Source organism: Nocardioides eburneiflavus (assembly GCF_004785795.1).
GTDB classification, from domain to species: Bacteria; Actinomycetota; Actinomycetes; order Propionibacteriales; family Nocardioidaceae; genus Nocardioides; species Nocardioides eburneiflavus.
Genome location: NZ_SRRO01000001.1, coordinates 3,850,262 through 3,874,039 on the forward strand (window position 1 = coordinate 3,850,262; position 23,778 = coordinate 3,874,039).

Here is a 23,778-nt window from a genome sequence, read left to right on the forward strand (position 1 = left end):
GGGGGAGGGACGCTTCCTGGCACGGTGCGCGGTCCAGGACTGGACGACTGGACTGAGGAGGACGATCAGGAGTGGTTGGGCCGGACAAGGTCTCGGTGGTGCTGGTCGACGACTCCGTCGACGTGCGCACGCTCGTGCGCATGCGCCTGGAGTCCTCGGGACGGTTCGACGTCGTCGGTGAGGCCGCCGACGGCGAGGAGGCCATCGACGTCGTCATCCGCCACGAGCCACAGGCGGTGCTCCTCGACGTCTCGATGCCCGCCATGGACGGTCTCGAGACCCTCCCGTCGATCCTCGCGGTGCGTCCGGGCACAGCGGTCGTGATGTTCAGCGGCTTCGGAGGGACGGACCTCGCGGCCGAGGCCAGGTCCCTCGGCGCGCTCGACTTCATCGAGAAGTCCATCCCGCTGGAGCAGCTGGCAGACCGGCTCCTCCAGAGCCTCGGCGGTGCCGGCCCTGCGTCCACAGAGAGCTCGGGGGAGCGGCCATCGGCGACCGCCGACGGGGGCGACGGGCAGGAGGTCGACGTCGCGCAGCTGGAGCAGGCGATCCTCGACGAGCACCTCGAAGGCTTCCGCGCGCTCTTCGACCGGGCGGCCATCGGGATGGCCACCCTCACCGTCCACGCGACCATCGTGCGGGCCAACGAGGCGCTCGCCGAGCTGATGTCGTGCCAGCCGAGTGACCTCGTCGGCGTCGACTACGGCCGCTTGACCGGTGGGCGTGGCGACATCCTGGACCAGCACCTCGAGTCGCTCCACTCGTCCCAGGGCGACGTCGCCACGTTCGAGCACCCGGTCCCGGCGCCGACCGGGGCACGGACCGCGCGCACCGCCCTCGTGACCCTCGTCCCGATCCGCGACTCGACCGGCCGGATGCTCTACGTGTTCGCCCAGGTGCAGGACATCACCTCGCAACGCGCAGCCGAGGACGAGCTGCGTCGCACCGAGGAGACGTTCCGCCTCCTGGTCGCCGCGGTGGAGGACTACGCGATCTTCATGCTCGAGCCCAGCGGCAGGGTGGCCAGCTGGAACGCCGGAGCCCGACGGATCAAGGGCTACGAGGCAACAGAGATCGTCGGGCGGCACTTCCGGGTCTTCTACCCCGAGGAGGACCAGCTGACCGGGCACCCGGAGCGCTACCTCGAGGGAGCCCGCCGGGACGGGTCCTTCGCCGAGGAGGGATGGCGGGTGCGTCGGGACGGCAGCCGGTTCTGGGCCAGCGTCGTCATCACTGCGGTGCACGACGAGAGAGGTCGGCTCATCGGCTTCGCCAAGGTCACCCGTGACCAGACCGAGCAGCGCGCGAACGCGGACGACCGGTCGGACGCGATGGCCGAGCTGACGCGCCTGCTCGCCGTGACGGCACACGAGCTCAGGACCCCGACGGCCGTCATCGACGGCAGCGCGCACACCCTCCAGACGACGGAGAGCCAGATGGCGGCCGGGGAGCGCGACCAGCTCCTCCGCGGCATCCGGAGCAGCGCGGACCGTCTGCGGCGCCTCGCCGCGGACCTGACCGCCGCCTCCCAGCTCGAGGGGACGGGACTGCGGCTGGAGCGGCAGAGCGTGTCGCTCGCACAGCTCATCCGGGGCGCAGCCCTCCGCCGTGCGACCACGAGCCCCGCCGTCCACGTCGAGGTCGACGCCGCCGACGAGGCGCGCATCCACGCCGACGAGGTCCGCCTCGCCCAGGCGCTCGACAACCTGATCGACAACGCGGTCCGCCACGGAGCACCCCCGTACGCGGTGTCCGCACGGGTGCGCGACGACGAGGTCGAGCTCCGGGTGACCGACGCAGGCCCGGGAGTGCCCGTCGAGCTGGTCCCACGAGTGTTCGACAGGTTCGCCACGGCTGGTCCCACCAGCGGGACGGGGCTCGGCCTCTACCTCGTGCGCGAGATCGCGCGGGTGCACGGCGGCGAGGTCGACTACCAGCCTCCGGCCGACGGCAGCCCGACGGCGTTCTGCGTCCGGTTCCCCACGCCGACCCCGTTCCGCTAGGGGCGGGCCGGCGACTGCCTCACAGCACCAGGGCCGCGGCCATCACGAGCGGCAGCGACACCACCGACGCCACCGAGGTGACGAGGGTCAGCGTCTTGAGCGTGCCCTTCGTCGACAGGCCGAGCAGCGACTTGAACATCCAGAAGAAGTTGCTGTTGACCTGCAGGGCGAACATCGCACCCGAGGCGATCGCCAGGCCGATGACGATGGGGGAGACGGTCAGCGAGTCCAGGATCGGGGCGATGATGCCGGCGGCGGTGATGGCGGCCACCGACACCGAGCCGATCGCGAGGTGCAGCACGGCCGCGATGAACCAGGCGAGCAGGATGCTCAGCACCACCGGCGCGCCCTCGTCGGCCCGGAACAGGTCGCCGAGCACGGCGTCGAGCCCGGTCGCCTCGATCACTGCGCCGAGGGAGCCACCGACACCGGTGATCAGCAGGATCTCGCCGGTCGTGTGGAAGCCGTCCTCCATCGCCTCGTTGGTGCGCTCCAGCCCGGCCGACGCCCGGGAGAGGCCGTACGCGCCGAGCAGGCCGATGAACAGCGCGGCGTTGGCGTCGCCGAGGAACGCGATCAACGAGTTGGACCACCCACCGAGCTCGGCGAAGGCGCCGAAGGCGATCAGCAGCAGCGGCACGAGGATCGGCAGCATCAGGACCGCGAGCGGCAGGCGGCGTACGCCCTGCGCCGCCTCGGCGGCCGTCGCCTCCGACTCGCTGCGCGCGAGCGCCTCGTGCGCCGACTCCGCCTCGCCGGTGAGGTAGTCACGGTCTGCGGCCTCCTGCTCGGCCATCGCCTCGTCGAGCTCCTCGTCGGTCTCGGCGTTCCAGAAGCCGCCGGCGGCGAAGAGCAGGCGCATCAGCAGGGTGGAGACCAGGGCGGTGATCAGCCCGATGACCACGCCGTAGACGAGCCAGTCGCCCAGCCGGATGTCGAGCAGGCCGGCGATCGAGATGGCAGCGAGGCCGGGGATCACGAACACGTAGCCGGCGAAGATCCCGCAGCCCAGCGCCGAGGCGAGGACGGGCAGTCCGATCCGGCCGATGAAGGGCGACGCGGAGCGGGCGACCGGCGCGGCCAGCACCACCTGCACGTCGACGTAGATCGACGGCATGACGACCGCCAACATCGACGTCAGCGCGTAGGGCAGGCGACCGGAGCCGACACGCTGGACGAGCAGCCCGACGAGTCGCCGGAAGGCTCCGGTGGAGTGGAGCAGCGACCCGATCAGGACACCGAAGCCGATCAGCAGGCCGACCTCGGCCATGATGCCGCCGAAGCCGGTCGTGATCGCCTCGATCGTGCCGACGAAGCCGACCCCGCTCGCCAGCCCGAGGTAGAGCGAACCGAGGACCAGCGAGATCACCGGGTCGATCCGCACGCGGACGATGAGCGCGATCACCAGGACGATCGCGATGGTGGTGTGCAGGGCGACCATGTGCTCTCCCCAAGAGGTAGTACGCAGGCCCGAGAGGCCTCCGAGGCGCCCCCTGTCTACCGGGACCCGACCGGGCTTGACCAGCCGGTGTCGAGGGGTGGGCGGCGTCGGAACGGTGCCCGGACGCTGGATAGGGTCGGGCGCGTGACTCCTCCGGCGACGTCGACCCTGCCCGCCGCGGTCCTCTGGGACATGGACGGCACGCTCGTCGACACCGAGCCCTACTGGATCGACACCGAGTACGCGATGGCCGAGAAGTACGGCGGCACGTGGTCGCAGGAGCACGCGATGAACCTCGTCGGCAACGCCCTGCTGGACTCGGGCGACTACATCCGGGTGCACATGGGCATCGACCGCACGCCGCAGCAGATCGTCGACGAGCTGCTCGACGGCGTCGTGGCGCGCGTCGAGGTGGAGGTGCCGTGGCGACCCGGGGCGCGGGAGCTGCTGACCGACCTCGGCGCACACGGGGTCCCCTGCGCGCTGGTGACGATGTCGTGGCAGCGCTTCGTGGCGCCGATCCTCGCCGAGCTGCCCGTGGGGTCGTTCGCCAGCGTCGTGACCGGCGACCGGGTCGGGCTCGGCAAGCCGCACCCCGAGCCCTACCTGACCGCTGCCGCGGAGCTGGGGCTGCACCCGGGCCAGTGCCTGGCGATCGAGGACTCCAACACCGGCGCGAAGTCCGCGGTGGCAGCCGGGTGCACCGTGCTGTGCGTCCCCCACCACGTGCCGATCCTCGAGGGGGAACGCCGGGTCTTCGCCGACACGCTCGAGGGCCTCGGCGTCGCCGACCTCGGCGCGATGGTGCCGCCGTGGGTCGCGACCCGCTGGCTCGACACGTGACCCGACCGTGACCATCCTGCTGTGGTCCGGGTCACGTCCGCCGGTCTAGGGTGCTGAACACACCTGATCGATTACCGGACGGAAGGACCCCGGATGTCTGTGACACGCACCGTGGCAGCTTGGACCACGGCTGTCCTGGCTGCCGCCACCCTGGCGAGCTGTGCCGAGAGCGAGCGCGACGGCGACGGCGGGAGCGGGGGCGGCGACGACGGCACGTTCGTCTTCGGCGCGGCGGGCGCCCCCGAGATGTTCGACCCCTACTACGCCACCGATGGTGAGACCTTCCGCATCACGCGACAGATGTTCGAGGGCCTCCTCGGCATCGAGCCCGGCAGCGCCGAGGTGGTGCCGGAGCTCGCGACCGAGTGGACCTCCGACGAGGAGGGCACCGAGTGGACCTTCACGCTGCGTGACGACGTCACCTTCCACGACGGCGAGCCCTTCAACGCCGAGGCCGTCTGCTACAACTTCGAGCGCATGTTCGACCAGAACGACGCGGGGCAGGTCGCCGGCGAGTACTGGGGCTACGTGATGGGCGCCTACGCCAACGACCCGGAGAACTCGCTCTACCAGGGCTGCGAGGCCACCGACGAGTTCGAGGCGGTCATCTCGATCAGTCGCCCGACCTCCGGCTTCCCGACGATGCTGACGCTCGAGTCGCTGTCGATGCAGTCGCCCAAGGCGCTCGAGGAGGGTGACGCCAACGGCATCGCCTCCGAGGGTGAGGGCTTCAGCTTCCCGGCCTACGCCGACGCTCCGGTCGGCACCGGTCCCTTCACCTTCGGTGAGTACGACGAGGCCAACGGCTCGATCACCCTCGCGCGCAACGACGACTACTGGGGCGACGCGGCCCAGGTCAGCGAGATCGTCTTCCGGGTCATCCCCGACGAGAGCACGCGACGCCAGGAGCTCGAGGCGGGCAGCATCAACGGCTACGACCTGCCCAACCCGGTCGACTGGGCCGGCCTGGAGGAGGACGGCAACTCGGTCGAGATCCGTGACCCGTTCAACATCCTCTACCTCGGCCTCAACCCGGAGGCCAACCCGCAGCTCGAGGACCTCAGGGTCCGCAAGGCGATCTACCACGCACTCAACCGCGAGCAGCTGGTGCAGACGCAGCTGCCCGAGGGCGCCGCGGTCGCCACGCAGTTCATGCCCGACACGGTCAGCGGCTACAACACCGAGCTCGAGCCCTACGCGTACGACCCCGACGAGGCGAAGCGACTGCTGGCCGAGGCCGGGGCCGAGGGCATGACGCTCAACTTCGCGTACCCCACCGAGGTGAGCCGCCCGTACATGCCGGACCCGCAGAAGATCTACGAGGCGCTGCGCACCGACCTCGAGGCCGTGGGCATCAAGGTGAAGGTGTCGACGGCGTCCTGGAACGGCGGCTACCTCGACAACGTGTCCGGCGAGCCGGGCAAGTACGACGCCTACATCCTCGGCTGGACCGGCGACTACGACTCGGCCTACAACTTCATCGGCACGTTCTTCGGCAACCTGAAGGACAACGACTTCGGCACCGACGTCATGCCGTGGGGCAAGCAGCTGGCCGACGACCTCAAGGCCGCGGACGCCATCGTCGACGAGGACGAGCGCGGCGCCGCGTGGGAGGAGATCAACCGCCAGATCATGGAGGAGTACCTCCCCGGCCTGCCGATCAGCCACTCGCCGCCCGCCCTCGTGGTCGGACCCGGCGTCGACGGAGTGATCCCGAGCCCGCTCACGGCCGAGGAGTTCGACACCGTCACCGTGGGCGGTGAGTGAGGCACCCACCGCCCCGTGACACGTGATGTGTGAGTCAGGGGGTCGTCCCGGCGGGACGACCCCCCGACCCGCTGGTGGCTGAGGAGAACCATGCTTCGTTTCGCCGTGCGACGCCTCCTGCAGATGGTGGGCGTCCTGCTCGTCCTGTCATTTCTCGTCTTCGTCTGGTTGCGCTCCCTGCCGGGCGGCCCGGTGTCCGCCCTGCTCGGTGAGCGGCAGACCGAGGCCCGGAGGGAGGCGCTGGAGCAGGCTCTGGGCCTCGACCAGCCGCTGCCCGTCCAGTACCTGCGGTTCATGCAGCGAGCCTTCCGGGGTGACTTCGGCGTGTCGACCCAGGTGCTCCCGGGCGAGGACGCGCTGGACATCTTCCTGACTCGCCTGCCGGCGACGCTGGAGCTGTCGTTCTTCGCGCTGGTCATCGCCATCGCGCTCGGCATCCCGCTCGGCTACCTCGCGGCGCGGCGCAAGGGCACCGCGCTCGACACCACCACCGTGATCTCCTCGCTCGTCGGGGTGGCCGTCCCGGTCTTCTTCACGGCGTTCCTGCTGAAGTACTTCTTCGCGGTGGAGTGGAACCTCCTCCCCGTCTCGGGCCGGCAGAGCATCGGCCTGGACGCGACCCGTGTCACCGGACTCTTCGTCCTCGACGGGATCCTGACGCGGGAGTGGGATGCCGCCTGGGACGCCCTCAAGCACCTGGTGCTGCCCTCAGTGGCCCTGGCCACCATCCCGTTCGCCGTGGTCTTCCGCATCACCCGGGCCTCGGTGCTCGACGTGCTGGACGAGGACTACGTGCGCACCGCGGAGGCCAAGGGACTCACGGCCCGGGTGATCCGCGGACGCCACGTGCTGCGCAACGCCATGCTGCCCGTGGTCACCACCGTGGGTCTCCAGGTCGGCGCACTGCTGTCCGGGGCGGTCCTCACCGAGACCGTGTTCTCGTGGCGGGGGGTCGGGCAGGCCCTCGCCGAGGGCTTCCTGCAGAAGGACTACCCCGTGCTGCAGGTCCTGATCATGGCCGCGGCCGCGATCTACGTCCTCGTCAACCTGCTGGTGGACATCACCTATGCCCTCATCGACCCCCGGATCCGGACGAGGTGAGCCGCCATGACCTCTGAGACCCCCCAGCCACCCCCACAGCGCACGTCGTACGCCGACCGCCGCAAGCAGCGCCTGGACGCGCTGGCGGCTGCCTCGGCCGACGAGGAGGGCGGCGTCTCCCTGATCCTCAGTGCCTGGCGGCGGCTGCGTCGCAACCCGGTCTTCCTCGTCGGCCTGGCGATCACGGTCACGTTCGTCGTGCTGGCGCTCGTCGCTCCGTGGCTCGCGCCCTACGACCCGGCGGCACGCCCGCTCCTCGACGACATCCGGCCCCAGTCCAACCCCGTTCCCGGGCCCGAGCCCGGACACCCGCTCGGCGGCGACGACAAGGGGCGCGACCTGCTGTCCCGCCTCCTCGTCGGCAGCCAGCAGACGCTGATGGTGGGCGTCCTGGCCACCCTGTTCGGCCTCCTCGGCGGCGTCACGCTCGGCACCATCGCCGGTGCGTTCGCCGGCTGGGCCGACTCGCTGGTGATGCGGATCGTCGACGTGATGCTGTCCATCCCGTCGCTCCTGCTGGCGTTCACGATCGCCGCACTGGCCAGCAGTCCGAGCCAGTGGACGCTCATCGTCGCCATCGCGACGGTCCAGGTGCCGATCTTCGCCCGGCTGCTGCGCGGGTCGATGCTGGGCCAACGCGCCAGCGACCACGTCCTCGCAGCGCGGTCCCTCGGGGTCAAGCCGCACGCGATCGTGTTCCGGCACATGCTGCCCAACGCGCTGGGCCCGGTGATCGTGCAGGCGACGCTGGTGCTGGCGGTCGCCATCATCGACGCGGCCGCGCTGTCCTTCCTGGGCCTGGGCAATCCCGACGACCGACGGCCCGAGTGGGGGCAGATGCTCGGAGCGGCCCAGCCCTACCTCGGGCAGGAGCCCCACCTCGCCTTCTACCCCGCCGCCTGCATCATCGTGGTCGCGCTGGGGTTCACGCTGATGGGCGAGTCGCTGCGCGAGGCCCTCGACCCCAAGACCCGGAGGTGAGTGCGATGAGCACGCAGCCACTCCATCCCGCCCCCCGGCACGGCGAACCGCTGCTGGCGGTGCGCGACCTGCGCGTGACGTTCGGTCGTCGCGGCGAGGAGCCCTTCCGCGCCGTCGACGGCGTCAGCTTCGACGTACGCCCCGGCCAGACGGTCGGCCTGGTCGGCGAGTCCGGGTGCGGCAAGTCCGTCACCTCGCTGGCGGTCATGGGCCTGCTGCCCACCCGGGGCAACACCGTCGAGGGCTCGGCCGTCTTCGACGGCGAGGACCTGTTGTCGCTGTCGCCTGCGCAGATGCGCGACCGACGCGGCGCCGACATCGCCATGATCTTCCAGGACCCCCTGTCGTCGCTCAACCCGGTCATCCAGATCGGCCGGCAGGTCACCGAGGTCATGGAGCGCCACCAGGGGCTGAGCCGCAAGGAGGCGATGCCGAAGGCTGCCGACCTGCTGGAGCGCGTCGGCATCCCCGACCCGACGGCTCGCCTGGCCAGCTATCCCCACCAGCTCAGCGGCGGGATGCGCCAGCGCGCCCTCATCGCGATGGCCCTGGCCTGCCAGCCGCGGCTCCTGATCGCCGACGAGCCGACCACCGCCCTCGACGTGACGATCCAGGCGCAGATCCTCGCCCTGCTCAAGGAGCTCGTGGTGGAGACCGGCACGGCCATGGTGATGATCACCCACGACCTGGGCGTCGTCGCCGGGCTCTGCGACGAGGTCAACGTGCTCTACGGCGGCAAGATCGTCGAGCGCGGCGACCGCCACACCCTCTTCGCCCGCCCACGTCATCCCTACACGGTCGGGCTGCTCAGCTCGATCCCTCGGCTCGACGCCCCGCGCGGCGAGCCGCTCTCGCCCATCCCGGGATCCGTGGCGGACAACCTGCCGTGGGACGACGCGTGCGCCTTCGCCCCGCGGTGCCCCAACGCGCTGGACGTGTGCGTGCGGGAGACGCCTGTGTGGGACGGGGACGACGTGGTCGGCCTGCGCTGCTTCAACCCGATGGGGGTGTCCCGATGAGCGGATCGACCGGGCTCGACCAGGCTCGCGGAGCGCGTACGGCCGCGCAGGGGGAGGTGCTGGTCGAGGTACGCGACCTCGAGGTCCACTTCCCGATCAAGAGCGGGATCGTCTTCGATCGCACGGTGGGTCACGTCCGCGCCGTGGACGGCGTCGACCTGACCATCCACCGGGGGGAGACCTACGGCCTCGTGGGCGAGTCCGGCTGCGGCAAGTCCACCCTCGGCAAGGCGATCCTCAACCTCGAGCCGCCCACGGCGGGCTCCGTCGTGTTCGACGGGGTCGACATCGCCTCGCTCAAGGGCGAGGCCCTGCGCACCGAGCGCAAGCGCTTCCAGATGGTCTTCCAGGACCCGATGTCCAGCCTCGACCCCCGGCAGACGGTGGAGGCGCTCCTGCTGGAGGGGATGCGCGCCCACGGTCTCGACACCGACAAGGCGGCCACGCACGCCCGGCTGCGGGAGCTCATGTCGGCGGTCGGGCTGCCTCCGTCGGGCCTGAAGAAGTACCCCCACGAGTTCTCCGGCGGCCAGCGCCAGCGCATCGGCATCGCCCGCGCGCTCTCGGTCGGTCCCGACCTCATCGTCGCCGACGAGCCGGTGAGCGCCCTCGACGTCTCGATCCAGGCGCAGGTGATCAACCTGCTCCAGGACCTGCAGGACGAGCTCGGGCTCACCTATCTCGTCGTCGCCCACGACCTGGCCGTGGTGCGCCACATCAGCAACCGGATCGGCGTGATGTACCTCGGCGGCCTCGTCGAGGAGTCCGAGGCGGGTGAGCTCTACGACGTGCCCCTCCATCCCTACACCAGGGCCCTCATGTCGGCCGTGCCGGTGCCCGACCCCACCCTCGAGGACACGCGTGAGCAGATCCTGCTCACCGGCGACCTGCCCTCACCTGCCCACCCGCCCACCGGGTGCCGCTTCCACACCCGGTGCCCGTGGCGCCAGGAGACGCGCTGCGACACCGAGCGGCCCGAGCTGCGCGTCGTGCAGGTCGACGGTGCGTCGTCGGGGCACCGGGTCGCATGCCACTTCGCCGAGCAGATCGCAGCGGGGGAGATCCAGCGTCACGAGGTCGAGCCCGAGCTCGAGCTCGAGGGGTTCGGCGGACCGGACGGTCCTCCCACGCCGCCCGAGGCGTACATCGCCCCCTGACGACACCCCGACCGGCGGCGCGTCAGTCCGCCGACTCGTCGGTGGAGGCGTCGACGACGGGCGCCGGGGGCTCGGGCAGGGGCGGGATGGTGCCGCCCTTGGTGGGGCAGTACTCGTGGAAGGAGCACCAGTCGCACAGGCGTGACGGGCTCGGCCGCCAGTCGCCCGTCTCCTGGGCGAGCGTGATCGCACGCCAGAGTGCCTCGACCTTGCGCTCCGTCGCGAGGAGGTCCTGCTCGTCGGGCTCGTAGCGGACGATCTCGCCGTTGCCGAGGTAGATCAGCTGGAGGACCGACGGCACGATCCCGCGCAGGCGCCACACGACCAGGGCGTAGAACTTCATCTGGAACAGGGCCTTGGCCTCGAAGCCCTCGGCCGGGCTGCGACCGCTCTTGTAGTCGCTGATGCGGATGCGTCCGTCGGAGGCCACGTCGATCCGGTCGACGAACCCGCGCAGGAGCAGCCTGGACTCCAGGAGTGCCTCGACGTAGAGCTCGCGCTCGGCTGGCTCGAGGCGACGGGGGTCTTCGAGGTCGAAGTAGCGCGCCAGCACGGTGCGGCACGACGCCATCCACGCCGCGAGGTCGGGGCCGGCGCTGCCGAACATCTCCGCGAGAGCGGGCTCGACCGCGAGGATCGCGTCCCACGCCGGCGCCAGCATGTCGGCCGCGCGCTCGGGCGTACGCTCCGGCGCGGGCAGGTCGAAGAGGTCCTCGAGCACCTTGTGCACGAGGGTGCCGCGGGCCGCGTCGGGTGAAGGCGCCTCGGGGAGCCGGTCGATCGTGCGGTAGCGGTACATCAAGGGGCAAGCCATGAAGTCGCCCGCCCGGCTCGGCGACAGCGCGCCCAGCACGTCGACGCCGTCCACCGGGGTGGAGACCCGCTCGGCGGGGGACGGGACAGGGGACGATGCGGCAGGCTCGGAGGCGGGGATCGACATGACGTCGTCACCCTAGGCGAGCCGTACGACACCGGCCGGGCGCCGCTCCTGGGCGCTCCCGGTGTGGGCGGGGTTCGTTAGGGTTCAGGTGTGCCCGACCCGACCGATCCAGCCCACGTCGAGAGGCCCGCGCGGCCACCGCGCGCGCCGGGCACCCTGCGGATCGGCTCGATCGCCGGCATCGACGTGCTGGTCACGAGCTCGTGGTTCATCGTGGCGCTGCTGATCTCGCTCACCTTCGCCCCGCGCATCGAGGACGCCCAGCCCGGCCTGGGGTTCTGGAAGTACGTCGCCGGCTTCGTCTTCGCGGTCGTGCTCTACCTGTCGGTGCTCCTCCACGAGGCCTCCCACGCGGTCGTGGCCCAGCGCCTGGGCTACGGCGTCAACTCGATCACACTGCACTTCCTCGGTGGGATGACCGAGATCGACGGGCAGTCGCGCCGCCCGCGCCACGAGTTCTGGATCGCTGTCGTGGGGCCGCTGACCTCGATCGCGGTCGGCCTGGCCGCCGCAGCGGCCTGGTTCGTGGTCCCCGACGGGCTCGTCCGACTCGCACTCCAGGGCCTGGCCGGTGCCAACCTCATCATCGGCGTCCTCAACCTCGTCCCCGGGCTCCCGCTCGACGGCGGCCGGGTGCTCAAGGCCGCCGTGTGGGGAGCCTCCGGCAACCAGCACCGCGGCAGCATCGTGGCCGGCTGGGGCGGACGGCTGACCGCACTCGCCCTGCTCGCCTGGCCGCTGGTGATGGAGCCGCTCACGGGCCAGCAGCCGACGATCCTCGACCTCGTCCTCGTGTTCATCCTCGGCCTGTTCCTGTGGACCGGCGCCACCGCAGCGATGGCCCATGCCCGGATCCGCGAGCGCTTGCCGGCGCTCGTCGCCCGCCCGCTCGCCCGGCGTACGCTCTCGGTCCCCGAGGACCTGCCGCTGGCGGAGGCCGTACGCCGTGCCCAGGAGGCCCAGGCCGGCAGCATCGTCACCGTCACCGCCGACGGCTCGCCCGTCGGCATCGTGAGCGAGGCCGCGGTGACCGCGATGCCGGCCGACCGCCGCCCGTGGGTCGCGGTCTCGACCGTCGCCCGCAAGCTCGAGGACGGCCTCACCCTGCCCGCCACGGTGGCCGGCGAGGAGCTGATCCTCGCCATCAGCCGGCGACCGGCCGAGGAGTACCTCCTCGTCGAGGCCGACGGGACGATCTACGGCGTGCTGTCGACCGCCGACGTGGACCGCGCGTTCCGCGAGAACGCCCGGCGCTGAGCCTCGCCGGCTGAGTGGATCGGCCCCTCGCGCACTAGGGTTCGCGCCATGCCTGACCCGTCCGAGCCTTCTCCCGACGTCCCCGCCGAGGCCTGGTCCGGCGTCCACCGCGGCCCCCTGCGCGAGGGGGAGTGGGTGCGACTGACCGACCAGAAGGGTCGCAAGCACAACTTCGAGCTGGTCGCCGGCAAGCGGTTCTTCTCCAACAAGGGCCACCTCGACCACGACGAGATGATCGGCCGCGACGAGGGCTTCACCGTGACGTCCTCGGCCGGCGGCCAGTACCTCGTGTTCCGCCCGCTCCTCAACGAGTTCGTGGTCTCGATGCCCCGCGGCGCTGCCGTGGTCTACCCCAAGGACGCCGCGCAGATCGTCGCCCTGGCCGACATCTATCCCGGCGCGCGGGTCGTCGAGGCGGGCGCGGGCTCCGGCGCCCTGACCTGCTCGCTGCTGCGCGCCGTCGGTCCGTGGGGACGGCTGACGTCCTTCGAGCTCCGTGAGGAGTTCGCCGACGTCGCCCGCCGCAACGTGCACCAGTTCTTCTCCGCGCCCGAGGGGAGCACCCACCCCGCGTGGGACCTGCGACTCGGCGACCTCAAGGAGGGCCTGCCGGCGCTCGGCGCGCAGGTGGACCGGATCATCCTCGACATGCTCGACCCGTGGAACTGCGTCGACGTCGTCGCGGACGCGCTCGTGCCGGGCGGCATCGTGTGCGCCTACGTCGCCACCACCACGCAGCTGTCGCGGGTGGTGGAGACGCTGCGTGCGCGCGGCGGCTTCACCGAGCCCCAGCCGTGGGAGTCGCTGGTGCGCGACTGGCACGTCGAGGGCCTCGCGGTGCGCCCGGGCCACAAGATGATCGGCCACACCGCGTTCCTCGTCACCGCCCGGCGGATGGCGCCGGGGGAGCGGCCGCCCCGCAAGACGCGCCGGCCCGCCCCCGGCGCGTACGGGCCCGACTACACCGGCCCGCGCCCGGCGGACGTGCCCCCGCTCGAGCAGGCCGAGCCCGAGGCGTGATCGAGGCGTGATCGAGGTCGTCGACTGGTCGCCCCGCTGGGCCGGGCAGTTCGAGGAGGTGGCTGGCGTGCTCACCCACGCCCTCGCCGACGTGCGGTCGGCGCGGGTCGAGCACGTCGGGTCGACGTCGGTGCCGGGGCTGGCCGCCAAGCCGATCCTCGACGTCGACGTCATCGTGGATCCGGGGGACGTGCCGGCAGCCCTGGCCGCGCTCGAGTCGGTCGGCTACGTCCACCGAGGTGATCTCGGCGTCGCCGGACGCGAGGCGTTCCGCGCCCCCGACGAGCCGCGGCGAAACGTCTACGTGTGCACCGCCGGCACGCCGAACGTCCGCAACCACCTCGCCGTGCGGGACGTGCTGCGGCGACGCGCCGACCTGCGCGAGGCGTACGGCGCGGTCAAGCGTGCGCTCGCCGCGGACCCGGACATGGACATCGACACCTACCTCGCCGGCAAGTCGGCCGTGCTCCAGGAGGTGCTCGAGGCGTCGGGCGAGTTCGACGCAGCCGAGCTCGCCGCGATCCGCCGGCTGAACGACGCCGGCTGACGGGCCGGGCTGAGGCGCCGGGTGACGACGCCGCGAACGTGTCGTTGCCAAACGGTGATCGACACGGCGAGATAACCACTTCCGTCCCACGGATCCATGGGTAGTGTCATTGGTCAGGAGGTGCGAGATGTCTGAGCCGACACGCGAGCAACTTGCCACTCAGGTGCGATACCTGGAGGCAGAGGTCACCGACCTGCGCCGCCGCCTCGACGACGCGCCGGGCCACGCCCGCGCCCTGGAGACCCGCCTGGCCGACGCGCAGCGGTCGCTGGCAGCCGTCTCCGGGCAGAACGAGCGGCTCGCGCAGACGCTGCGCGACGCCCGGGACCAGATCACGACGCTGAAGGAGGAGGTCGACCGGCTGGCGCAGCCGCCGGCGGGCTTCGGCACCTTCCTCGCCCGCAACGACGACGACTCGGTCGACGTGTTCACCGGAGGCCGCAAGCTGCGCGTGAGCGTGAGCCCGGCGGTCGAGCTCGACGCGCTCGTGCGCGGCCAGGAGGTCATGCTCAACGAGGCGCTCAACGTCGTCGAGGCCCTCGACTTCGAGCAGGTCGGCGAGGTCGTGATGCTCAAGGAGATCCTCGCGGACGGCGAGCGGGCCCTGGTCATCGCCAATGCCGACGAGGAGCGCGTCGTACGCCTCGCGGAGCCCCTGTGCGCCGAGGACGTCACGATCCGCGCCGGCGACTCGCTGCTGCTCGACACGCGCGCGGGCTACGTCTACGAGGTCGTGCCGAAGTCGGAGGTCGAGGAGCTGGTCCTCGAGGAGGTGCCCGACATCGACTACACGCAGATCGGCGGCCTCACCACCCAGATCGACGCGATCCGTGACGCCGTCGAGCTGCCCTACCTCCACCCCGAGCTGTTCAAGGACCACGAGCTCAAGCCGCCCAAGGGCGTGCTGCTCTACGGCCCGCCCGGCTGCGGCAAGACGCTGATCGCCAAGGCGGTCGCCAACTCTCTGGCCAAGAAGGTCTCCGAGCGGACCGGTGCGTCCGGGAAGTCCTACTTCCTCAACATCAAGGGCCCCGAGCTGCTCAACAAGTACGTCGGCGAGACCGAGCGCCACATCCGCCTGGTCTTCCAGCGCGCACGCGAGAAGGCCTCGCTCGGCACGCCGGTCATCGTGTTCTTCGACGAGATGGACTCGCTCTTCCGCACCCGCGGCTCCGGCGTCTCCTCCGACGTCGAGAACACGATCGTGCCGCAGCTGCTCAGCGAGATCGACGGCGTCGAGGCGCTGGAGAACGTGCTCGTGATCGGCGCCTCCAACCGCGAGGACATGATCGACCCGGCCATCCTGCGACCGGGGCGGCTCGACGTGAAGATCAAGATCGAGCGGCCCGACGCGGAGTCGGCGCGCGACATCTTCTCCAAGTACCTCACCCCGACGCTCCCGCTGCACGCCGAGGACCTGGCCGAGTTCGGGCAGGACCGCAACGCGACGGTCAACGCGATGATCCGCGCCACGGTGGAGCGGATGTACACCGAGTCGGAGGAGAACAGGTTCCTCGAGGTCACCTACGCCAACGGCGACAAGGAGGTCCTCTACTTCAAGGACTTCAACTCCGGCGCGATGATCCAGAACATCGTCGACCGCGCCAAGAAGATGGCGATCAAGGACTTCCTCGACAGCGACCTCAACCCTGCGCAGCGGGGCCTCCGGGTCCAGCACATGCTCCAGGCGTGCGTCGACGAGTTCAAGGAGAACGAGGACCTGCCCAACACGACCAACCCCGACGACTGGGCGCGGATCTCGGGCAAGAAGGGTGAGCGCATCGTGTTCATCCGCACGCTCATCACGGGCAAGCAGGGCACCGAGCCCGGGCGCTCCATCGACACGGTCTCCAACACCGGCCAGTACCTGTGAGCCGCTGGTGAGCCCGGAGGAGGACCTGGGGCACCGCGACATCGAGGCGGCGCTGGAGGCCAGGCGGGAGCTCGGCGCCCGCTACGACGCCGAGCTGGTGGAGGGCTTCGCCGAGCGCATCGAGCGGGCCGTGGACCAGCGGGTCGCCGAGCAGCGGGCCTTCGAGCAGCGTCGCTCCGCCAGCAACGAGGGCGCCCGGATCCGCCAGTTCGTGCTGGGCATCGTCTCGGTCGGGGCGGGCATCCCGATCACCATCGCCACCACCGTCGCGACCGACGGCGGCGGGCTGCCGGCCGTCGTCGTGGCCTGGCTCGGCATCGTCGGCGTCAACGCCGCCCACGCGTCTGCGGTCAACGGCCCGCACCGGCGCGAGCACTGAGCAGTCGCGACACCCCTCGGGAGGGGGTGCTCGAGGCGCGCGGGGCACTAGGTTGAGCAGATGCGAACCATCCTGATCATCGTCGTCATCGTCGTCATCGTGCTCTTCATCGCCGGGTTCCTCCGTCGCGGACGCTGACCGTCACCCTCACCCGGCCACCAGCCGGTAGCCGTACGTCCACGGCCGGGCGATGCCCGGACCGGGGAGGTACGCCTGCTCCAGCTCCTCGACCCGCCAGCCCGCGGCGGTGACCAGGGCCGGGATGTCCCGCGTGAGGTGGCACCCTCCGGCGACGGCACGCTGCACCGGCTCGAGGCGGCGCTGCCACCGGCGTACGGACTCCTCGGGCGCCCGGCCGTGCTCGAGCGCGTGCAGCCGACCGCCGTCGCGCACCACCCGCCGGGCCTCCTGCAGCGCCACGAGCGGGTCGGGGATCGTGCACAGGCTGAACGTCACCAGCGCGCTGTCGTGCGAGTCGCCGGGCAGGTCGAGGCGCTGGCCGTCGAGGCCCGCGCGCTCGATGGGCAGGCTGGTTCGTGCGCGACGCCGCGCCGAGATCCCCCAGCCCACGTCGGACGGCTCGATCGCCGTCACCGACGACACCTCCGGCGGGTACCAGCGGACGTTCAGCCCGCTGCCGAACCCGATCTCCAGCACCCGCCCGACCAGGCCGGCGCAGGTGGGCGCCCGCAGCTCGCCGATCTCACGGCTGCGCAGCCTGAGATCGGTCAGCCGCGGCACCACGCGCTCGTCCCACACCCGTAGGCTCACACCATGAGCGTACGCCGCGTGATGGGCACGGAGGTCGAGTACGGCATCTCTGTGCAGGGACAGCCGTCGGCCAACCCGATGGTCGCGTCCTCGCAGGTCGTCAACGCCTACGCCAGCTCGACCGCACGAGCCAGGCGTGCCCGCTGGGACTTCGAGGAGGAGTCCCCGCTGCGGGACGCGCGCGGCTTCGACATGGCGCGCCAGATCGCCGACCCCAGCCAGCTCACCGACGAGGACCTCGGCCTGGCCAACGTCATCCTCACCAACGGAGCCCGGCTCTACGTCGACCACGCCCACCCCGAGTACTCCTCGCCCGAGGTCACCACGCCGCTCGACGTGGTGCGGTGGGAGAAGGCGGGGGAGCAGGTGATGCTGGACGCGTCGCGGATGGCCGCGCAGCTCCCCGGCAGCGCGCCGATCCTGCTCTACAAGAACAACACCGACAACAAGGGCGCCTCCTACGGGGCCCACGAGAACTACCTGATGCGCCGCTCGACCCAGTTCGCCGAGATCGTGCGCCACCTGACGCCGTTCTTCGTCTCGCGGCAGGTCGTCACCGGAGCCGGTCGCGTCGGCATCGGCCAGGACGGCCGGGACACCACCGCCGAGCGCGGGTTCCAGATCAGCCAGCGCTCGGACTACTTCGAGGTCGAGGTCGGTCTCGAGACGACGCTCAAGCGCCCGATCATCAACACCCGCGACGAGCCGCACGCCGACCCCGCCGTCTACCGACGCCTCCACGTCATCCTCGGCGACGCCAACCTCGCCGAGGTGTCGATCTACCTCAAGTCCGGCACCACCGCCCTCGTGCTGGCGATGATCGAGGACGGCTTCATCGACCGCGACCTGAGCGTCGAGGGAGCGGTCCGCGCCCTGCGCGACGTCTCGCACGACCCGACGCTGCGGCACCTCGTCACGCTCCGCGACGGGCGTCGGCTCACCGCGGTGCAGCTGCAGCTCGAGTACCTCGACCTCGCCCGCAAGTACGTCGAGGACCGCTACGGCTCGGACGCCGACGACCAGACCGTCGACGTGCTGGCGCGCTGGGAGTCGGTGCTGACCCGGCTCGAGCGCGACCCGATGGAGTGCGCGAGCGAGCTCGACTGGGTCGCCAAGCTCAAGCTGCTCCAGCAGTACCGCGACCGCGACGGGCTCGGGTGGGACGACGCCAAGCTGCACCTGATCGACCTGCAGTACGCCGACGTACGCCCCGACAAGGGCCTCTACCACCGGCTCGCGGGCGCCGGCCGGATCGAGCGGCTGCTCGACGACGCGACGATCGAGGCCGCCATGCACGACCCGCCGGTGGACACCCGGGCCTACTTCCGCGGCCGGTGCCTCGACAAGTACGCCGACGCCGTGGCTGCTGCGTCCTGGGACTCGGTGATCTTCGACCTGCCGGGTCGTGAGTCCCTCCAGCGGGTGCCGACGATCGACCCGCTCCGGGGCACCCGCGCCCACGTCGGGGAGCTGATCGACCGCTGCGACACCGCCCAGGCGCTGGTCGCGGCGATCACCCGCTGATCGGCGTACCTGACCGTACGACTCAGGAAACGCCCGTCCGCTGACGGTGAACGTCCTTGTGGCGTCGGTGGGAGTGGATAGGGTCGCGGTATGGCCCAGGAGCAGAAGCAGCCGCGCAAGTCCTCGCAGGACGAGACGGCGACGGAGGAGGTCGTGGAGACCGACGTCGCCGAGCGCAAGGAGATGATCGACGAGGACGTCGACGCGATCCTCGACGAGATCGACGAGGTGCTCGAGACCAACGCCGAGGACTTCGTGAAGTCGTTCATCCAGAAGGGCGGCGAGTAGTCCGTATGGGCGACTCCCGCCTCCCCTCGTCCTTCATGGCGCCCGGCACCTCCAGCTTCGCCGACTTCCTCGGCGCCGAGGCCCCCGACCTGCTGCCGTCGCGCCGTGCCGTGCCTGCCGGTGACGCGGGCGACCTGGCCCCGCACGGCACCACGATCGTCGCCGCGACCTTCGCCGGCGGCGTCGTGATGGCGGGCGACCGCCGCGCCACCATGGGCAACATCATCGCCCAGCGCGACATCCAGAAGGTCTTCCCGGCCGACGAGTACTCCGTGGTCGGCATCGCCGGCACCGCCGGGCTCGCGGTCGAGATGGTGCGGCTGTTCCAGACCGAGCTCGAGCACTACGAGAAGATCGAGGGCACCACGCTGTCGATGGACGGCAAGGCCAACCGGCTCGCGGCCCTCATCCGCGCCAACCTCGGCATGGCCATGCAGGGCCTCGCGGTGGTGCCGCTCTTCGCCGGCTACGACCTCGCCGCCGACCAGGGCCGCATCTTCAGCTACGACGTGACCGGCGGCCGCTACGAGGAAACCGCGTTCCACTCGGTCGGCTCCGGCTCGCTCTTCGCCCGCGGCTCGCTCAAGAAGCTCTACCGCGACGACTTCGACGCCGAGGACGCGGTCACCGCGGTCGTGCAGGCCCTCTACGACGCCGCCGACGACGACTCCGCGACCGGCGGCCCCGACATCACCCGCCGGATCTTCCCGGTCGTCCACGTGATCACCCCCGACGGCGGGCGTCGGATGCCCGACGAGGAGGTGGCCGCGATCGCCGACCGCATCCTGGCCTCCCGCATGCAGCGCCCCGACGGCCCGGCCGCGGCCCTGACCTGACGACGTAGGAGCACCCCACATGAGCATGCCGTTCTACGTCTCGCCCGAGCAGCTGATGAAGGACCGGGCCGACTTCGCGCGCAAGGGCATCGCCCGGGGGCGTTCGGTGGTCGCCGTCCAGTACGCCGACGGGATCCTGTTCGTCTCGGAGAACCCGTCCCAGGCACTGCACAAGGTCAGCGAGATCTACGACCGGATCGCCTTCGCGGCCGTCGGTCGCTACAACGAGTTCGAGAACCTCCGCATCGCCGGCGTACGCCTCGCCGACATGCGCGGTTACGCCTACGACCGCCGGGACGTGACGGGCCGCGGCCTCGCCAACGCCTACGCCCAGACGCTGGGCACGATCTTCTCCTCCGGCGGCGAGAAGCCCTACGAGGTCGAGATCTTCGTCGCCGAGATCGGCGACGCGCCCGAGGACGACCAGCTCTACCGCCTGACCTACGACGGCCAGGTCGCCGACGAGCACGGCTACGCCGTGATGGGCGGCGCCGCCGACGTGGTGGCCGGGCACCTGGCCGAGCACTACGTCTCGGGGGCCTCCCTCGAGGACGCCCTGCGCGTCGCCGTCGCAGCCCTCGGCCACAGCGAGTCCGAGGACCGCGTGATCCCGGTCCGGGACCTGGAGGTCGCGGTCCTCGACCGCACCCGTACGCAGCCGCGCAAGTTCCTGCGACTGCGCGAGGCGCGCCTCGGCGAGGTCCTCGGAGCCCGCGGGGCCGAGCGGGCCGACGAGCCGTCCAGGGAGGACGCGGTCGCCGGGTCGGGTCCGCGCCACTCCGGGCAGGACGACCCGAGCGACCCGACCGACCAGGTCTCGGGCGCCACGCCGCCGCTGGAGGATCCCGTCACCGGGGAGCCGACCGCGCCTCCGGTGGCCCCTCCCGTCGCGCCGCCGGTGGCCCCGCCTGCCGAGCGGCCGACCGAACCGACGGACCCGGCGGCTCCCGGCCAGCCGCAGCCGCCTGCGCCTCAGCCCCCGGCACCCGAGCCTGGGCAGCCGCCTGCTCCCGGCACGCCGCCCGCCGAGCCCGGCCAGATCTGATCCCGGCTCGGCTGGCGGGCCCTGCCAGGTCGGGCTCAGCGGAGGTGGAGCCCCGGCCACTGCGCCGTCGGCACGGTCGGGATCCCGGTGAGCCGTCGCCGGTAGCGCACGAACGGACCGAACTCGTCCAGCGCGCCCCACAGGCGCTGGTGCGCCGCCCACGGGAGAGGACCCGACGGGCGCACGTCGCCGTCCGGCCCGAACTCGTGCCACGCGTCGCCGAAGCCGATCCACGCCGGGGTCCAGTCGGCGGCGTCGTCCCACTGCCCGCGTCGCTCCTCGACCAGGCGCCGACGGAGCTGGAACTCCAGCCTCGCCCCGTCGACCACGACTGGCGCCGACCTCACCGGCCACAGCCACAGGTCGTCGGTCATGACCCTCAGCTCGAGGTCCTCCACGGTGCCCGGCTCGACCAGGACGGTCGCGACGAGGTGGCGGGGTCCCATGGAGGAACGCTCACCCGTCCGGCCCGGCGACGTCAAGCGCGACGTCACGCGGGCGAAGTTTCCGCGCGGAGTGGTGCCCGGCGCGTGGTCCGCGGTCCTAGTGTGTGGTCATGGACCGGCGGATCTTCGGCATCGAGAACGAGTACGGCGTCACGTGCACGTTCAAGGGGCAGCGCCGGCTGAGCCCCGACGAGGTGGCGCGCTACCTGTTCCGCAAGGTCGTCAGCTGGGGCCGCTCGTCCAACGTCTTCCTCCGCAACGGCGCCCGGCTCTACCTCGACGTCGGCAGCCACCCGGAGTACGCCACGCCGGAGTGCGACGACATCGTCGACCTCGTCACGCACGACAAGGCGGGGGAGCGCATCCTCGAGGGCCTGCTCCTCGACGCCGAGGCGCGCCTGCACGAGGAGGGCATCGCCGGCGACATCTACCTGTTCAAGAACAACACCGACTCCGCCGGCAACTCCTACGGCTGCCACGAGAACTACCTCGTCGGCCGGGCGGGGGAGTTCAGCCGGCTGGCCGACATCCTCATCCCGTTCCTGGTGACCCGCCAGATCGTCGTCGGGGCGGGCAAGGTCGTGATGACCCCGCGCGGGGCGTCCTACAGCGTGAGCCAGCGTGCCGAGCACATCTGGGAGGGCGTCAGCAGCGCGACCACCCGCAGCCGTCCGATCATCAACACCCGCGATGAGCCGCACGCGGACGCCGAGCGGTTCCGCCGGCTCCACGTCATCGTCGGCGACTCCAACATGAGCGAGACGACGACGCTGCTCAAGGTGGCGTCGTGCGACCTCGTGCTGCGGATGATCGAGGAGGGCGTGGTGATGCGTGACCTCACCATGGAGAACCCGATCCGCGCCATCCGCGAGATCAGCCACGACCCGACCGGCCAGCGCAAGGTGCGCCTGGCCAACGGCCGCGAGGCGAGCGCCCTGGAGATCCAGGCCGAGTACCTCGGGAAGGCCCGCGACTTCGTCGACCGACGCCAGATCTCCACGCCGACGATCGAGCGCGCCCTCGACCTGTGGGAGCGCGGGCTCAAGGCCGTGGAGTCGGACGACCTCGGCCTCGTCGACCGCGAGATCGACTGGGTGATCAAGTGGAAGCTCATCGAGCGCTACCGCGCCAAGCACGGGCTCTCCCTCGGCGACGCCCGCATCGCGCAGCTCGATCTCGCCTACCACGACATCCACCGCGGCCGCGGTCTCTACTACCTCCTCGAGAAGCGCGGCGCGGTCGCCCGGGTCACCTCCGACCTCAGGATCTTCGAGGCCAAGAGCGTCCCCCCGCAGAACACCCGCGCCCGGCTGCGCGGCGAGTTCATCCGCAAGGCCCAGGAGCGACGCCGCGACTTCACCGTCGACTGGGTGCACCTCAAGCTCAACGACCAGGCGCAACGCACCGTGCTGTGCAAGGACCCGTTCAAGGCCTACGACGAGCGGGTGCAACGCCTCATCGACGGGATGTGAGCGCACCGGTCGCGTCGTCCGGCGGTGTCGTGCCCGGACGGGTGGGGGTTGCTGGATAGGGTGACCGGGCAACGCCGACCGATCGAACAAGGTGAACCCAGTGTCTCGTGTACGTTCCGCTGCCCTCAGCGGTGTCCTCGCCCTCAGCATGCTCGGACTCGCCGCGTGCGGCTCCGACTCCAGCGACGCCGACGAGGGCGGCGCCCCGCTCAGCTCGGTCACCATCGAGGGCAAGCAGGGCGAGGAGCCCGAGGTGACCTTCGACGGTCGCCTCGACGGCTCGGAGGCCGAGACCGAGGTCCTCGTGGAGGGCGACGGCGAGGAGGTCGCCGACGGCGACACCGTGTCGGTCGACTGGTGGGTCGGCAACGGCTTCACTGAGAAGCAGGCCCAGAGCACCTACGAGACCGGACCGCAGTCCGTCGAGATGGCAGAGGACACGCTCCCGTTCCTGCGCGACACGCTGATCGGCAGCAAGGTCGGTGACCGGGTCGTGCTGCTCACCTCGGCCGAGGACGCCTTCGGCGAGGGCGGTCGCCCCGACATCGGCATCGGCAACCGCGACGCGGTCCTCGTCGTCGTCGACGTCATGGGCACGGCCGAGACGGTCCCGCCGCTCGACGGCCCGCAGGGCGAGGACAAGAAGCCTGCCGGCTGGGCGCCCACCCTCATCGAGGAGGACGGGGTCATCACCGGATTCGACTTCAGCACCGCCCACGAGCCGACCGGCAAGCTGATCGCCACCACCCTGGTCAAGGGCGACGGCGCCAAGGTGAAGGCCGGTCAGACCCTGACCGTCGACTACCTCGGCCAGGTCTACAACGCCGACGAGCCCTTCGACGAGTCCTACAGCGCGGAGCCCGCCGAGTTCCCGATCGGCGTCGGACAGGTCATCACGGGCTGGGACGAGCGCCTCGTCGGGCGTACGGTCGGCTCGCGCGTGATCCTCGAGATCCCGCCGGCCGACGGCTACGGCAAGCAGGGCAACGAGCAGGCCGGCATCAAGGGCACCGACACGCTGTTCTTCGTCGTCGACATCCTCGGCGCCAAGTGAGCTGACCGGTCCGG

Annotated in this window: 22 protein-coding genes; 18 read left to right on the forward strand and 4 right to left on the reverse strand. The window is 71.2% G+C overall.

From position 1 onward, the window contains the following. The first annotated feature begins 71 nt into the window (after positions 1 to 71). A complete protein-coding gene (locus EXE59_RS18040; protein WP_246056877.1) occupies positions 72 to 2,003 on the forward strand; it encodes an ATP-binding protein in 1,932 nt (643 codons plus the stop codon). A 19-nt stretch (positions 2,004 to 2,022) separates the two neighbouring features. Here EXE59_RS18040 and EXE59_RS18045 read toward each other — a convergent pair whose 3' ends face one another. Further along, complete coding sequence (locus EXE59_RS18045; protein WP_135840137.1) at positions 2,023 to 3,444, reverse strand: GntP family permease; 1,422 nt, start codon at positions 3,442 to 3,444, stop codon at positions 2,023 to 2,025. A gap of 144 nt (positions 3,445 to 3,588) precedes the next feature. On the opposite strand from EXE59_RS18045, the gene EXE59_RS18050 reads away from it, so the two are divergent. The 6 genes from EXE59_RS18050 to EXE59_RS18075 all read left to right on the forward strand — a co-directional run bounded on the left by EXE59_RS18050 (position 3,589) and on the right by EXE59_RS18075 (position 10,312). Next, a complete protein-coding gene (locus tag EXE59_RS18050; protein ID WP_246056878.1) occupies positions 3,589 to 4,287 on the forward strand; it encodes an HAD family hydrolase in 699 nt (232 codons plus the stop codon). A gap of 93 nt (positions 4,288 to 4,380) precedes the next feature. Beyond that, positions 4,381 to 6,054: an ABC transporter substrate-binding protein gene (locus tag EXE59_RS18055; protein WP_135840138.1), complete on the forward strand. Its 1,674-nt coding sequence runs from the start codon at positions 4,381 to 4,383 to the stop codon at positions 6,052 to 6,054. Between the two features lie 90 nt (positions 6,055 to 6,144). Further along, positions 6,145 to 7,155, forward strand: a complete 1,011-nt coding sequence (locus EXE59_RS18060) for an ABC transporter permease (protein WP_135840139.1) — start codon at positions 6,145 to 6,147, stop codon at positions 7,153 to 7,155. A 6-nt stretch (positions 7,156 to 7,161) separates the two neighbouring features. Next, positions 7,162 to 8,136 (forward strand): ABC transporter permease, encoded by a 975-nt coding sequence (locus EXE59_RS18065; protein ID WP_135840140.1) that lies wholly within the window; start codon positions 7,162 to 7,164, stop codon positions 8,134 to 8,136. Positions 8,137 to 8,141: 5 nt separating this feature from the next. Further along, on the forward strand, positions 8,142 to 9,155 hold the full coding sequence (locus tag EXE59_RS18070) for an ABC transporter ATP-binding protein (protein ID WP_135840141.1): 1,014 nt from the start codon (positions 8,142 to 8,144) through the stop codon (positions 9,153 to 9,155). Continuing rightward, the gene (locus EXE59_RS18075; protein ID WP_135840142.1) at positions 9,152 to 10,312 is read left to right on the forward strand and encodes an ABC transporter ATP-binding protein; all 1,161 of its coding nucleotides are present in this window, start codon (positions 9,152 to 9,154) and stop codon (positions 10,310 to 10,312) included. Before EXE59_RS18070 ends, EXE59_RS18075 begins: the two co-directional genes overlap by 4 nt. A 22-nt stretch (positions 10,313 to 10,334) precedes the next feature. Here EXE59_RS18075 and EXE59_RS18080 read toward each other — a convergent pair whose 3' ends face one another. After that, on the reverse strand, positions 10,335 to 11,252 hold the full coding sequence (locus EXE59_RS18080) for a RecB family exonuclease (protein ID WP_135840143.1): 918 nt from the start codon (positions 11,250 to 11,252) through the stop codon (positions 10,335 to 10,337). Positions 11,253 to 11,342: 90 nt separating this feature from the next. On the opposite strand from EXE59_RS18080, the gene EXE59_RS18085 reads away from it, so the two are divergent. The 5 genes from EXE59_RS18085 to EXE59_RS18105 all read left to right on the forward strand — a co-directional run bounded on the left by EXE59_RS18085 (position 11,343) and on the right by EXE59_RS18105 (position 16,328). Next, entirely contained in the window at positions 11,343 to 12,509 is a 1,167-nt protein-coding gene (locus EXE59_RS18085) for a site-2 protease family protein (protein ID WP_246056880.1), read from the forward strand. 48 nt (positions 12,510 to 12,557) lie between these two features. Further along, the gene (locus EXE59_RS18090) at positions 12,558 to 13,529 is read left to right on the forward strand and encodes a tRNA (adenine-N1)-methyltransferase (protein ID WP_135840144.1); all 972 of its coding nucleotides are present in this window, start codon (positions 12,558 to 12,560) and stop codon (positions 13,527 to 13,529) included. A gap of 7 nt (positions 13,530 to 13,536) precedes the next feature. Further along, on the forward strand, positions 13,537 to 14,076 hold the full coding sequence (locus EXE59_RS18095; protein WP_135840145.1) for a GrpB family protein: 540 nt from the start codon (positions 13,537 to 13,539) through the stop codon (positions 14,074 to 14,076). 127 nt (positions 14,077 to 14,203) lie between these two features. Continuing rightward, positions 14,204 to 15,949, forward strand: a complete 1,746-nt coding sequence (arc, locus tag EXE59_RS18100; protein ID WP_135840146.1) for a proteasome ATPase — start codon at positions 14,204 to 14,206, stop codon at positions 15,947 to 15,949. Positions 15,950 to 15,956: 7 nt separating this feature from the next. Continuing rightward, positions 15,957 to 16,328: a hypothetical protein gene (locus EXE59_RS18105; RefSeq protein ID WP_135840147.1), complete on the forward strand. Its 372-nt coding sequence runs from the start codon at positions 15,957 to 15,959 to the stop codon at positions 16,326 to 16,328. A 147-nt stretch (positions 16,329 to 16,475) separates the two neighbouring features. Here EXE59_RS18105 and EXE59_RS18110 read toward each other — a convergent pair whose 3' ends face one another. Further along, positions 16,476 to 17,099 (reverse strand): class I SAM-dependent methyltransferase, encoded by a 624-nt coding sequence (locus tag EXE59_RS18110; protein ID WP_210429062.1) that lies wholly within the window; start codon positions 17,097 to 17,099, stop codon positions 16,476 to 16,478. A gap of 3 nt (positions 17,100 to 17,102) precedes the next feature. Here EXE59_RS18110 and dop point away from each other — a divergent pair, with 3 nt between their 5' ends. The 4 genes from dop to prcA all read left to right on the forward strand — a co-directional run bounded on the left by dop (position 17,103) and on the right by prcA (position 20,792). Beyond that, positions 17,103 to 18,623, forward strand: coding sequence for a depupylase/deamidase Dop (gene dop / locus EXE59_RS18115; RefSeq protein WP_135840148.1), 1,521 nt, complete (start codon positions 17,103 to 17,105; stop codon positions 18,621 to 18,623). Positions 18,624 to 18,713: 90 nt separating this feature from the next. Next, positions 18,714 to 18,911 carry a ubiquitin-like protein Pup gene (locus EXE59_RS18120; protein ID WP_135840149.1) on the forward strand — a complete coding sequence of 66 codons (198 nt, stop codon included), beginning with the start codon at positions 18,714 to 18,716 and terminating at the stop codon, positions 18,909 to 18,911. Positions 18,912 to 18,916: 5 nt separating this feature from the next. Beyond that, positions 18,917 to 19,747, forward strand: a complete 831-nt coding sequence (prcB, locus tag EXE59_RS18125) for a proteasome subunit beta (protein ID WP_135840150.1) — start codon at positions 18,917 to 18,919, stop codon at positions 19,745 to 19,747. Between the two features lie 19 nt (positions 19,748 to 19,766). After that, complete coding sequence (gene prcA, locus EXE59_RS18130; RefSeq protein WP_135840151.1) at positions 19,767 to 20,792, forward strand: proteasome subunit alpha; 1,026 nt, start codon at positions 19,767 to 19,769, stop codon at positions 20,790 to 20,792. Positions 20,793 to 20,827: 35 nt separating this feature from the next. Here prcA and EXE59_RS18135 read toward each other — a convergent pair whose 3' ends face one another. Continuing rightward, the gene (locus EXE59_RS18135; RefSeq protein ID WP_135840152.1) at positions 20,828 to 21,238 is read right to left on the reverse strand and encodes a hypothetical protein; all 411 of its coding nucleotides are present in this window, start codon (positions 21,236 to 21,238) and stop codon (positions 20,828 to 20,830) included. Positions 21,239 to 21,348: 110 nt separating this feature from the next. Between EXE59_RS18135 and pafA the strand changes: the two genes are divergently transcribed. Both pafA and EXE59_RS18145 read left to right on the forward strand, forming a co-directional pair. Further along, the gene (pafA, locus tag EXE59_RS18140; RefSeq protein WP_135840153.1) at positions 21,349 to 22,710 is read left to right on the forward strand and encodes a Pup--protein ligase; all 1,362 of its coding nucleotides are present in this window, start codon (positions 21,349 to 21,351) and stop codon (positions 22,708 to 22,710) included. 100 nt (positions 22,711 to 22,810) lie between these two features. Then, the gene (locus EXE59_RS18145; RefSeq protein WP_135840154.1) at positions 22,811 to 23,764 is read left to right on the forward strand and encodes an FKBP-type peptidyl-prolyl cis-trans isomerase; all 954 of its coding nucleotides are present in this window, start codon (positions 22,811 to 22,813) and stop codon (positions 23,762 to 23,764) included. Positions 23,765 to 23,778 lie beyond the last annotated feature (14 nt).